The following is a 12,282-nucleotide window of genomic DNA, read 5'->3' as shown; positions in this document are numbered from 1 at the left end:
CAGCCAACAGCACAATCCCGGTTGACGCCTGCTTCCTGACCCTGTGACGAAGTCGCCGTTACGGTTCATCCAGAACGAGCGTGGCATGTTCTTGTTCAAGCATCGTAAAAGGATCGGTCCAAGAAATGCCCAAATGATCACATGCCTCAGGAATCTTGATTCTCTTCCGCGCGCGATAATCGGGCTGTTCGTGTGTAGCGACAATGAGTTCATGTGCATGTGCGAACGCCAGGAGATAGCAGTCAGCCACAGATAGGAATTCGCTCGAGGCTGCCTGCGTGAATCGTCCGCTTGTTCTCGCCTACGAAGCAAGTTCACGAAGGCTCCTCACCATTGCCGCCTCCCCGCGAACGAATATCGATGCGTTGTGTTTTGCCCATTCGGCAAGTTCGTCTTCACCCGCCGCGATCTCGTTATAGACCTTGTCGATGCTGCACACTGTTCCAGCGTCGTATTCCCGCTCTAGCCAACGCCAAAATCCCGGCGCAATCGCGAAACCATAGTGGTGGTTCTTCGCGGCGATAAAAACGTTGGCGTCAAGCAAGTACATGGCTATCCGACTCCGAGCTCTTTGGCCAAGTTCACGAACGTAGAAAACTTTTTCGTTCCCAGAAGCCGATAGGCGTAGCCTTGCAGCGTGCGTCCCGTTTTAGTGTCTCGAATAAGCGCTCTCGCGAATTCCCGGCTGACCCGCAATGGATGCGTCTTGCAGAAATCTCCACCACTTGGCTTGGGCTGTCTTTCCAGCAGCTCAACCAAACGGAGTTTTTCTTCCCGATAGCGCGCGTCGAATTCGTCACATTCGACTTTCCCCGCCTCGTAGACCCTCTTCGACACAACCAAGGTGCTCACCTTGAATTCCCTGGCCATGCGCTGGAGTTCTTCCAACGCAACTGAATTCCTGTAGGTACGCTCGAACAGCGAGGTTGGAACCAGGACTTCTGCGGCGACTCGACTGCACCAACGTTCATTGGCATAGCTGGACTCAGAATTCCCGCTCAAGTCATCTAAGCCGGACTGGTCTAGCCAAAGGTGGCAGATCTCGTGCACCAGGGTAAATATTTGCGCGGCCTTCGTATCGGCAGTGTTGACGAAGACGACGGGTGCGATATCGTCGGATAAAACAAATCCGCGGAACTCCGAAACATCGAGTTTACGACTCGTCGATGCCCCGACGATCCCCCTGATCATCACGAGCACTCCCGCCCGCGGCCTCGACCAGCATCGAACGCGCGTCGATCCAGGTTGTCCATTGCCTGCGCATGTCCTCGTTCAACCCGAGTTGGGCAGAAAACCAACGCCGCGGCTGTCTGCAGGTTGGTATTGGTGGTCAACGAACCAACGAAAGCCAATGGCTCGTGCCCATTATTAATCGCGTATCTCCGGTACCAGTCCTGCCAGCGCTCGCAAATGTATATGGAATTAAGCAAATTGACGCTTGGCGAAGACAGGTGGGCATCTGCGACAGTCCGGTAGTCGGGAATCGGCACGGTCCCAACGGGTACTTCTGTCAGCAGCAGGTCGCCAATGGCCGTATGCGTTTTCTGCGCCAGGTGTCCAAGCTGCGTCATTGTTGGATCATCTTCGCCGTTCAGCCACTGGGCAGGGCATGAAACTGGCCCACGAGCTCATCAACTTTCAGTCCGGCGCGCGCCAAGGCCCATTCGATGAGTGCCGGTTCAACCGGGACTTTGAACGAGGTAGTCATGATGCTCCAAGGGTCCACTTCCTTCAGTCTACGTTCGGAAACGATATTAATCGCCGAATCCAACACCCACGCGAATCCTCATCGCTGCCGGATTCCGGCCAACGGGAAGTCAGTTGCTCGGGGTTTCCAGCAACTCCGCGCCATGTCCGGATCTGGACATATCTACCTCCAGCACCACGAAGTCGTCCGCATCCGCGGTATCGCTGTCGGCAGTGCGGTACGCGCGGTAGCGCAGCACCCCAGGAGACTCGAATACCAGCATTTCGGCAATGATCTCCGGCCTGGATTTATCCTGCGGTGCGTCGAAAACCTTGCGGGCGAATTCATAGGGAACCCATCGGGCGGCCAGATAATCCAGCCCTTCCGGCGAGGCAGCGTAGGCCTCTTCCCAGCGCTCGGTGATGTGCTGCTGCGAGACTTCGAAAGGCACCCGTACCTCGATGATCTCCACGCGGTATCCCGCAGCGTCGAGTTCGCCGATGAGCTGCCGGGCACCGTCTTCTGAATGCAGCAACTTGTCCGCGACGATATTCAGCCCGTCGGCAATGCATTCGCTGCGTAGCGCGGTAGACAGCTGGGAGGATTCCTCATGAACCAGGGTTGCCAGCTGCAGCGGTAAGAACTCTTCCCCGCAACTTCGCGACGATTGACCTCATCGGGCTTGATCTCGGCATCCTAGCTGCCGTCCGCCTGCGCTTGGTGCAGCAGAAGCTCCTTGCACTCGTCGGCGTCCAGCACTAGATAGTCCGTAAGCCGCTCCCCAGCAATTCGGTGCGCAGCGTGCTTTTCCCGGCCCCGGTGCTCCGGCCAGGATCATCGCGTGCCGCTGCTTTTGCGCGTGCGGCCATTGGCCCCGGTACTCCTCCTTGAGCCGTTCGTGCAGCTCGCGACGCTGCAGTTTCGACTTCCTGGGCCCCTCATCAGCCATTTATGTTGTTGACCGTCCCTGAACAGGGGGATCGCAGGGACTTTCGACCGACCAGCCTGGGCATGGTGTTTTGCTCCTGCTATCCGGTCAACAGCGCCCGTCACGATCGGAAACGAATTCAGGGCAAACGCCAGAACCAGACATTCATCGCGCTGGTTCATCGGAGGTTGACTGCGCGGCTCGTCTCATCCGCGCTGGAGCGCTTCACGATGTTCCAGTGCTTGATGAAATACCTTGGGGCACCCCATCATCGCGACCTCCCAGGACAACTAGCTGAACGGCACGAATTTCCACAACCTCTCGAATGCAGCCGAGTTTTTTCCTGCTTCTGTAGGGTGCGTGGGTATCTATCTCAAAATCGGCCAACGGTCTTCTTGCGATGTGTCTTTGCCCGGTTCCCCAGAATCCACGGCAGACAGAGGCCTATGAGGAGGGTGATCTCGACGGGCATGCCGGCGTAGTACATGATCTGTGCGCCCGTCTGGGCCTCGGCTAACTGAACGCCGGCAGGAGGCATCGCGTAGAGGCTTTTGGCCAAGATGTTATGGGCAGCAATGGCCATGACCATCGCAGCCGCGCGTTCTCCGGGGCTTCGCCGGTGTGGCGCGGGATCCGGCCCGCCGAGAATCGCATAAGAGAACAGATAACCCGCCAACAGCACGTGCAGCTGGATGAATGCACCCACCAGCATGTTGTGGTGCATCAGTTGGAACAACGGCGATCTATAGATCAACCAGAGCCCGCCGACATTCAAGATCGCGGCCACGAAAGGGTTCGCCACGAATCCTGCCGCTTTGCCGGAAAGAAGCCGTCCAAGCCGTCGGGCCGTGGCATGCGGCAATGCCCGCAGGGCCAGCGTGACCGGCGCTGCAAGCACCAGCAGCAAGGGGGCCAGCATTCCCAGTAACACGTGGACTAACATGTGCACGGGGAAATCGTGGTGCGCACGTTCGGCCAGAGGACCATACACGGAAACCAACACCAGCAGGCAACCGGCAAACCAAGATACCGTTCGATGCGCTGGCCAAGTGCTCCCCCGTTCCCAAAGTTTTTTATGCGCCAGCCTGTAAAGCACCATGGCTGCCAAAACCGTCGCCAACCAGATGAGCTGTGCCGGATCCGGGAACCACGTTTCATCCACGGCGTTGGTCACGATTCGCGCCTGCGCTGCATCCGACCCGTCGTAGCCCAGAGGGTAATCCCGGCTGCGAGCATCACGGTGGCGACCACGTTCCACACCACATTATAGGGAAGCAGCGGAACACCGTATCTGATCTGGTGCAGGCCCAGCAGCTTATGCTGGACCAGACCGTCATACAGCTGGAAGAATCCTGCTCCGGTGAGCATGCCTGCGGCGAATGTCAGCTTGGCGAATTTGGCATCTCGTACCAGACCCACCACGATCAACAGGCCCGCCACGGTCGCAAACCAACTGAACGCATGAAACAACCCGTCGGACACCAGGCCCATGGAACTGCTGGACTTGTCGTAGAAGTGGTGCCAGTGCAACAGCTGGTGGAAGACCACCTCGTCCAGGAACGCTATGCTTCCGAGCCCCAGAAACACTCCGGCGTACAGGTTTCGGCTACGCGCTGTAACGGGAAGATCCATCGACGCTCACTCCCGTGGGCTTCCGGCATCCGGCTTCGAGCCGTCGGAGGCCTCGTCCAGGTCTTCCTCGCGTTCCAGCTCTGCAGCGATCCGCAGCTGCTTGCCCTCGCGGATGTCCTGCTCCTCCTTGAACAGCTGCTTCTCGCTGGCCTTGATGTCCCGCGGAGGAAGCTGGATCGAGCTCTCTGCGGCGATGCCGGACTGAAGCTGCCGGGCACGCTCCACTTCCGAGTCGAAGACGACTCCGAAGAGCAAGGACAGGTTGCCGATCCAGATCCACAGCAGGAGCACGATGACGCCGCCAATAGCGCCGTAGGTTTTGTTGTAGTTCGAGAAGTTGGCGACATAGAAGAAGAATCCAAGTGTGGCAATGGCCAGAATCAGCAGTGCAATAGCTGATCCGAGGCTGATCCACCGGAATTTTGGTTGTCGCACGTTCGGTGTCCCATAGTAGAGCAAGGCGATCATGAGCACCGCCGCCAGCACAATCACCGGCCATTTGGCGATATTCCAGACCATGATCGTAGTTTCCCCGAGACCGACTACATCCCCGATGGTCTGGGCCACTGGCCCGGAGACGACGAGCAAGATGACCAGCAACGCTGCGCACAGGAGCAAGACCAAGGTCACCAGCAGCATGATCGGCTTCAGTTTGTACGCCGGACGTCCTTCTTGCACGTCGTAGATCTGGTTGATGGAACGGCCAAACGCACCGACATAGCCCGAGGCGCTCCACAACGCACCGATCAAACCGACAGCAAAAGCCAGTCCGGCCGACGGCGCCGCGGACAGCTGCTCAATCGGCTGCCGGAGCGTCTCCACCACTTGGTCACTGGCGAACCTATCGAGAATATCCATCATATTTTTGGTGGTGGTTTCGGCTTGCCCCACCAAGCCCAGCAGCGAGATCAAAGCCAGTAAGCCCGGAAAAATGGAGAGCATCGCGAAGTATGTCAGCGAGGCGGCCAAGTCCGTGCACTTGTTGCGCGAGAACTCGCTCAGCGAACGCTTGAAAATGTACTTCCATGAGTTCCCGTGAAGTTGGACCGGCGAATCAGGTTTCGATTCGTCCTCCGGTTCAGGCGCATTCTTGTACTTGCGCCGCGTATCGGTGGCCGTTCCTTCATCCACTTCCGGGCGGCCCTCGAACGGGTGGCCAGGTGTTCCGGGTGACTTGACCATTTCCAAACCTCCACAAGTTCCTTGACTGCACATGTCCTTTTGCCGACATTGAAGCAGGATCAGGCGAAGCGCATCAATGGCATTGCCGGAATACTCAGGAACACCGGTGCGCGGCTAGCGTTGCGGCGTGGAAGTCAGTTTCGCCCCGTAACCGGATCTGGACATATCCACCTCCAGCACACCGAAGTCGTCCGCATCCGCGGTATCGCTGTCGGCAGTGCGGTACGCGCGGTAGCGCAGCACCGCAGGCGACTCGAAGGCCAGTTTCTCCGCAACGATTTCAGGCTTGGACTTGTCGCCCGGGGCGTCGAAAACCTTGCGCGCAAACTGGTACGGAACCCAGCGGGCGCCCAAATCGTCCTCGCCAGCAAGCGAGGCCTCATAGGCTTCCTCCCAGCGCTGGGTGATGCGCTGCTGCGAAACCTCGAACGGCACACGCACCTCCACGATCTCGACACGGTAGCCTGCCTCGTCCAACTCGGCAATCAGCTGCTGGGCTCCATCTGCCGAGTGCAGGACCTTGTCCACCACGATATTCAGCCCCTCGGCAATACATTGGCTGCGCAACTGGGTGGAGAGCTGGGAGGATTCTTCATGCACCAAGGTCGCCAGTTCCAGTGGGAAGAACTCTTCCCCGGCGGCTTCGCGCTGATGGACTTCTTCGGGTTTGATCGTGCTCTCGTAACTGCCGTCGGCTTGCGCTTGGCGCAATAGCAGCTCCTTGAACTCATCGGCATCGAGCACCAGATAATCCTCCAGGTGCTCGCCGAGCAGCTCCTTGAGCAAGGTGCTCTTCCCGGCCCCCGGAGCGCCAGCAAGAATGACAGCGTGCCGCTCTTGCTTGGCCTGAGGCCACTTCCGGCGATATTCGGATTTCAACCGTTCGTGCAGCATGCGGCGCTCGGGCTTGGGCTTCATGGTGTCGCCTCCGTCCTGGTAGAACCAGTCGGGGTTGCTCACCGTGATGTTCGACGAATCCTGAGCCAGTGCCTCGCCCGGACGCGACATGCGATCCACGGTGCGCCGGTGGTGTTCAATGTCCTCTTTTGCCGTCACGTGCATTTCCTTCCTTTTCCCAACACCGTAGCGGCACCGCCAGCCATGGCGCGAAAACGTTGTCGGGAATTCCAGCCAGCATCCAGCAAAAACACCCCAGAATGCCACCGGCATCCGGCGGCATCCTGGGGTGTTCGGGTCTGATCGGTTTTAGGCTTCGCCTCGGCGGATCAGCTTGCCTGTGGGGGTCTGGAAGTCCACGTCGTTGCCGGCAACGATCGAACGGCGCACCACGCCGGCCAGGGTCTTGCCGTGGTATGGCGAGATCGGGTTCTTGTGGTGAAGCTTTTTCACGTCCACCACGAAAGCGTCCTCCGGGGCGAAGAGCGCGAAGTCCGCGTCGTTGCCCAGGGCGATGGATCCCTTGTTCTTCAGGCCCGCCAGCTCGGCCGGCTTCACGGCCATCCACTGCACGACCTGCTCCAGCGCGATGCCGCGCTTCTGCGCCTCGGTCCAGATCAACGGCAGCCCCAGCTGCAGCGAGGCGACGCCGCCCCAGGCCACGCCGAAGTCGCCGTTCTCCACGTCCTTCAGGTCGATGGTCGAGGGCGAGTGGTCAGAAACGATGCAGTCGATAATGCCCTCTTCCAGTCCCTTCCACAGCAGTTCGCGGTTGGAGGCCTCGCGGATCGGCGGGCAGCACTTGTACGCGGTGGCGCCGTTCGGGATCTCCTCGGCCAGCAGCGTCAGGTAGTGCGGGCAGGTCTCCACGGTGATCTTCACTCCGTCGGACTTGGCGGTCTTGATCATCGCCAGCGCATCCGAACTGGACAAGTGCAGCACGTGGGCGCGCACCCCGGTCCAGCGGGCGCGCTCGATCACCTGGGCGATCGCCACGTTCTCCGCGCCGCGCGGACGCGACTTCAGGAAACGCTCGTATTGGTCGCCCTCGGCGGCCGGGGCGTGGTCGATGGCACTGGAGTCCTCGGCGTGCACGATCATCAGCGAGTCGAAGGACTTCAGGACCTCCATGTCCTCTTCCATCTCGTCCACGGTCAACGCCGGGAACTCGTCCACGCCGGAGTGCAGCAGGAAGCACTTGAAGCCGAAAACGCCGGCATCGTGCAGCTCGCGCAGATTGCCCTTGTTGCCAGGGATCGCCCCGCCCCAGAAGCCGATGTTCACATAGGCCTTGGGCTTCGCGGCGGCCTTCTTGATCTCCAGCGCCTCCAGATCCACCGTCGGCGGAATCGTGTTCAGCGGCATGTCGATAATGGTGGTGACACCGCCCGCGGCGGCGGCCTTGGTGGCGGACTCGAAGCCCTCCCACTCGGTGCGGCCCGGCTCGTTCACGTGCACGTGGGTGTCCACCAACCCGGGCAGCAGCACCTCATCGGCACCGACGTCGATCACGCGTTCGCCCTGCAGGTTGTTGCCCAGGGGTTCGATCGCGACGATCTTGCCGTCGCGCACGCCGATTTCCCGCGCGGAGATCCCCGCGGTGGTCAAGATGCGCTCCCCGCGCAGCACCAGGTCATACTGGGTCGCGGCGGATGACCGGGCGTCGTGTTCAACAGCTTCGTTGATGCTCATGAGGCGTTCCTACTCGTTTGAAATCTTTGCTCGGGTGCTAAAGCTCTCTTCAAGCTTAGTTGGTTGTGGCGCGGGACACACCCTTTTCGGTGAACCGGTGTCCCGCGCCAAACTTCGTGGTGACTAGGCAGTGACGACTGGCCTCTAGGCATCCACGGTGACACTGTCACCCAGCGGCACCAACGCGGTTGGCGCGTCGCCGGGCTCCAGTGCCAGGTCTTCAAATTCATTGACCGCATCCAGCTGCGCGCCCATCGCGATGTTGGTGACCTTCTCCAGGATCACTTCCACCACCACCGGAACCCGGTGCTCGTCGGCCAGCGCGTTGGCCTGCGCGAAGGCATCGGCCAGCTTGGCAGGGTCGGTCACGCGCACGGCCTTGCAGCCCAGGCCCTCGGCGACCTTGACGTGGTCAACGCCGTAGCCGTTGGTCTCCGGGGAGTTGATGTTGTCGAAGCCCAGCGAGACGTGGTAATCCATCTCGAACGGGCGCTGCGACTGGCGGATCAAGCCCAGGTAGGAGTTGTTCACCACCACGTGCACGTACGGCAGCTTGAACTGCGCGCCCACGGCCAGCTCCTCGATCATGAACTGGAAGTCGTAGTCCCCGGACAGGGCCACCACGCGCTCGCCCGGCTTGCCGCGCACCACACCCAGGGCGGCCGGTCCGGTCCAGCCCAGCGGGCCGGCCTGCCCGGCGTTGATCCACTTGCGCGGCCCGTACACGTGCAGCATCTGCGCGCCGGCGATCTGGCTCAGGCCGATGGTGGACACGTAGGTGGTGTCCTGGCCGAAGGCCGCGTTCATCTCCTGGTAAACGCGCTGCGGCTTGATCGGGATGTTCTCGAAGTTGGTCTTGCGGTGGCCTGTGGACTTGCGGGCTGTGGCCGCCGCGGCCCACTGGGAGTAGTCCGGCAGGGTGCCGGCGGCCTTGCGCTCGCGCACGACCTGAAGGATCATCTCGATCGCCGCGCCGGCGTCGGAGGCAATGCCCAGGTCAGGGGAGAACACCCGCCCGATCTGGGTGGACTCGATGTCCACGTGGATGAACTTGCGTCCTGCGCGGTAGGTGTCCAGCGCCCCGGTGTGGCGGTTGGCCCAGCGGTTGCCCAGGCCCAGGACCACGTCGGATTCCAGGAAGGTGGCGTTGCCGTACTTGGTGTGGGTCTGGATGCCGACCATGCCCGACTGCAGGCGGTGGTCATCAGGGATCGCGCCCCAGCCCATGAGGGTCGGGGACACCGGGATGTTCAGCGCTTCGGCCAGCTCGACCAGCTTCTCGGAGGCGTTGGCGTTGATCACGCCGCCGCCGGCGATGATGATCGGCTTCTTGCCGCTGGTCAGCAGGTCAACAATCTTCTCCGCCTGGCCTCGGGTGGCCTTGGGCTTCTCGACCGGCAGCGGCTCGTAGGCGTCGATGTCGAAGTCGATCTCAGCCAGCTGCACGTTGATCGGCAGGTCCAGCAGCACCGGGCCGGGACGCGAGGAGCGCATGACCTGGAAGGCCTTGGCGAAGGTGCCCGGAACCAGGCCCGGCTCCAGGATGGTGGAGGCGTACTTGGTGACCGGCTTGGCGATGGACTCGATGTCCACGGCCTGGAAGTCCTCCTTGTGCAGCACGTGGGTGGGCGCCTGGCCGGTGATGCACAGCATCGGGATGGAGTCGGCGATCGCCGCGTACAGGCCGGTGATCATGTCGGTGCCGGCCGGGCCGGAGGTGCCCAGGCACAGGCCGATCTTTCCGGTGGCTCGCGAGTAGCCGTCAGCCGCGTGGCTGGCGCCCTCCACGTGGCGGTGCAGGGTGTGGCGGATGCCGCCGTGCCGCTTCATCGCCGAGTACAGCGGGTTGATGGCGGCGCCTGGCAGGCCGAAGGCCTCGGTGGCGCCTTCCTTTTCCAGAATCAGGACAATGGCGTCTACAGCGCGCATTTTGGCCATGGGGTTCACGTCCTAAGAATTTTCGGGTGCCCTGCGCCGGCGGACCTGGGCGGGAAACGCCGGCGGCGGGTCATGGGGAGAGAAGGAGGTAGTGTCCTGCGGCGAGCCCCCGGGCGCATGAGTCACCATGACTTCGCGCCCTTGAGCATCGGATTCCGGCACTGAACTGGAACAGAGCTCAGTGCGCGCCGCTGATGTTTTCTTGTGCGGCGCCGTGTCATCACCGGCAGCAAGTCAGCAGCATCTTCGGGATCGGCGCGCGGCCGGGGATCCGAGGGGTTGAAGGTGCCCGGCGGGTCCGCCGCAGGAAGTTTTCAGTCGGCTAGGCGCCGACGGTTGCTTCGACCTTGCCCGACAGGCGCTGTACGCCGCGGAAGAGGCCCGAGTGGTCCAGCGCGCCGTCGCCGCTGGCCACGGTGGAAGTCACCAGCTGGGCGACCAGTGCGCCGAGCGGCAGCACCACGCCGGCCTCGCGGGCGGCCGAGGTGACGATGCCCATGTCCTTGTTGTGCAGGGCCAGGCGGAAGCCCGGGGCGAAGTCGCGGTCCAGGATCTTCTGGGCCTTCTGGTTGAGCACCGCGGAGCCGGCCAGGCCGCCGCCGAGGACCTTGATCGCGGAATCGGTGTCCACGCCGTAGGCCTCCAGGAACACCACCGCTTCGCTCAGCGCCTGGATATTGGCGGCGACGATCAGCTGGTTGGCGGCCTTCACCGTCTGTCCGGAACCCGAAGGGCCGACCAGCACGATGGTTTTGCCCACCGCGCCCAGCACGGCCGCGGCGGCGTCGAAGTCAGCCGGTTCGCCGCCGACCATGATGGACAGCACCCCGTCGATCGCGCCGGCCTCGCCGCCGGAGACCGGGGCATCCAGCGGGCGCAGTCCCGCGGCGCGGGCGTCGGCGGCCAGGCGGACCGAGACGTCCGGGCGGATCGAGGAGTTGTCGATCCACAGGGTGCCGGCCTTCGCGTTGGCGAAGACGCCGTCCTTGCCGGAAACGACCGCTTCCACGTCCGGGGAGTCCGGCACCATGGTGATCACGACGTCCGCATCCTGCACCGCTTCGGCAACGGATCCGGCGCCCTTTCCGCCGGCTGCGGCCAGCGCGTCGATGGCTTTCTGGCTGCGGTTGTAGCCGGTCACGGTGAAGCCGGCGTTGACCAGGTTCTTCGCCATTGGCAAGCCCATGATTCCCAGGCCGATGAATGCTACGTGCTGCGACATGTCTCTACTCCAAAAGTCGTGGTGGTGCGATGGGTGCTTAGGCGCTGGCGGAGGCGGTCTTCAGCCAGTCGAAGGCGGTGGCCGCGTCCTGCTTGTATTCAAGGGAGACCTTGCCGGTGTAGCCCAGCTCGCGGGAGCGGCTGATCCAATCCAGCAGCGGCAGGGTGCCGGTGCCCGGCGCGCCGCGGCCCGGCGCATCGGCGATCTGGATGTGCCCGAAGTCCTTGGCGTGCGCCTCGATGATGGCGGAGACGTCGTCGCCGTTGACCGCCAGGTGGTAGAAGTCCGCCAGCAGCGCGATGTTCTTCCCGCCGGCCGCCTTGACCGCATCCACGACCGCGAGTGCGTCCGCGGCGGTCTTCAGCGGGTAGGCCTCGGTGCCGGAGACCGGCTCGATCAGCACGGTGCCGCCGATCTTGGCGACTCCCGCGGTGGCGGCAAGCAGGTTCTTCACCGCCAGCTCGTCCTGCTCCGCCGCGGTGAAGCCGTCCAGGCGGTTGCCGTACAGGGCATTGAAGGAGGTGCAGCCGGTGGCTTGACCGATGGCGGCGACCACTTCCACGTTCTCCTTGAACTCGCCGCAGCGCCCCTTCCAGGACACCAGGCCGCGGTCACCGGCCGGCATGTCGCCGGCGAAGAAGTTCAGTCCGTCCAGTTGCACGCCGGCGTTCTTGATGGAAGTAACGAATTCGTCGACCTGCTTGCCGGTCGGAACAGCCTCTGCGAAGGGCCACCAGAACTCGACGCTGTCGAAGCCGGCGGCCTTGGCCGCCGCGGCGCGCTCCAGGAGGGGGAGTTCGGTGAGCAGGATCGAGCAGTTCAGAGTGTACGACACTGGTTTTCCCTTCGAGACCTTGCCCCAAGATTCCGCGTTATGGAATTTGGGTTTTGCGTTATGAAAACTCTAGAGCGAGATTCGCGTCACTGTCAAGCACCTTCCTCTGCATGGCATCGCACCACGTTCTGGGCGACGGAATCAGGCTCCAGCCAAGCTTCAACACGACCCTTGGGCTCGAATTTTCCGAAGAACTTCCGCCAGCCGGATAAAACATGTGGCGATTTTTCCACCAGGGCCATTGGAATCCACCGGTGCACCGCAAATCG

Annotated in this window: 11 protein-coding genes and 1 pseudogene; all 12 read right to left on the bottom strand. The window is 62.1% G+C overall.

Features of this window, described 5'->3' with window-relative positions:
• Positions 1-58 precede the first annotated feature (58 nt).
• The 12 genes and pseudogenes from IEY43_RS08390 to IEY43_RS08335 all read right to left on the bottom strand — a co-directional run bounded on the left by IEY43_RS08390 (position 59) and on the right by IEY43_RS08335 (position 12,013).
• Positions 59-550: pseudogene (locus tag IEY43_RS08390) on the bottom strand (DUF4411 family protein).
• A 2-nt stretch (positions 551-552) separates the two neighbouring features.
• Positions 553-1,191 carry an ImmA/IrrE family metallo-endopeptidase gene (locus IEY43_RS08385; protein WP_209550346.1) on the bottom strand — a complete coding sequence of 213 codons (639 nt, stop codon included), beginning with the start codon at positions 1,189-1,191 and terminating at the stop codon, positions 553-555.
• Positions 1,191-1,571 (bottom strand): hypothetical protein, encoded by a 381-nt coding sequence (locus IEY43_RS08380; RefSeq protein WP_188948135.1) that lies wholly within the window; start codon positions 1,569-1,571, stop codon positions 1,191-1,193. Before IEY43_RS08380 ends, IEY43_RS08385 begins: the two co-directional genes overlap by 1 nt.
• A 246-nt stretch (positions 1,572-1,817) precedes the next feature.
• Complete coding sequence (locus IEY43_RS08375; protein ID WP_374189859.1) at positions 1,818-2,306, bottom strand: zeta toxin family protein; 489 nt, start codon at positions 2,304-2,306, stop codon at positions 1,818-1,820.
• Positions 2,307-2,988: 682 nt separating this feature from the next.
• Entirely contained in the window at positions 2,989-3,789 is an 801-nt protein-coding gene (locus IEY43_RS08370) for a cytochrome c oxidase assembly protein (protein WP_209550347.1), read from the bottom strand.
• A complete protein-coding gene (locus IEY43_RS08365) occupies positions 3,786-4,247 on the bottom strand; it encodes a DUF2243 domain-containing protein (RefSeq protein WP_188948134.1) in 462 nt (153 codons plus the stop codon). The genes IEY43_RS08370 and IEY43_RS08365 overlap by 4 nt, the downstream gene beginning before the upstream one ends.
• Before the next feature lie 6 nt (positions 4,248-4,253).
• Positions 4,254-5,429 (bottom strand): YihY/virulence factor BrkB family protein, encoded by a 1,176-nt coding sequence (locus IEY43_RS08360; RefSeq protein ID WP_188948133.1) that lies wholly within the window; start codon positions 5,427-5,429, stop codon positions 4,254-4,256.
• Positions 5,430-5,543: 114 nt separating this feature from the next.
• Positions 5,544-6,485, bottom strand: coding sequence for a zeta toxin family protein (locus IEY43_RS08355; RefSeq protein WP_188948132.1), 942 nt, complete (start codon positions 6,483-6,485; stop codon positions 5,544-5,546).
• 150 nt (positions 6,486-6,635) lie between these two features.
• Positions 6,636-8,018: an allantoinase AllB gene (gene allB, locus IEY43_RS08350; RefSeq protein ID WP_188948131.1), complete on the bottom strand. Its 1,383-nt coding sequence runs from the start codon at positions 8,016-8,018 to the stop codon at positions 6,636-6,638.
• A gap of 144 nt (positions 8,019-8,162) precedes the next feature.
• Entirely contained in the window at positions 8,163-9,956 is a 1,794-nt protein-coding gene (gene gcl, locus IEY43_RS08345; RefSeq protein ID WP_188948130.1) for a glyoxylate carboligase, read from the bottom strand.
• 322 nt (positions 9,957-10,278) lie between these two features.
• A complete protein-coding gene (locus IEY43_RS08340; protein ID WP_188948129.1) occupies positions 10,279-11,178 on the bottom strand; it encodes a 2-hydroxy-3-oxopropionate reductase in 900 nt (299 codons plus the stop codon).
• A 37-nt stretch (positions 11,179-11,215) separates the two neighbouring features.
• Entirely contained in the window at positions 11,216-12,013 is a 798-nt protein-coding gene (locus IEY43_RS08335) for a hydroxypyruvate isomerase family protein (protein WP_188948128.1), read from the bottom strand.
• Positions 12,014-12,282: the final 269 nt, after the last annotated feature.

It is taken from the genome of Glutamicibacter protophormiae (genome assembly GCF_014647495.1).
Taxonomy (GTDB): domain Bacteria; phylum Actinomycetota; class Actinomycetes; order Actinomycetales; family Micrococcaceae; genus Glutamicibacter; species Glutamicibacter protophormiae.
The sequence above is the reverse complement of the archived record's forward strand: the minus strand, read 5'-3'. Positions and strand labels throughout refer to the sequence as shown.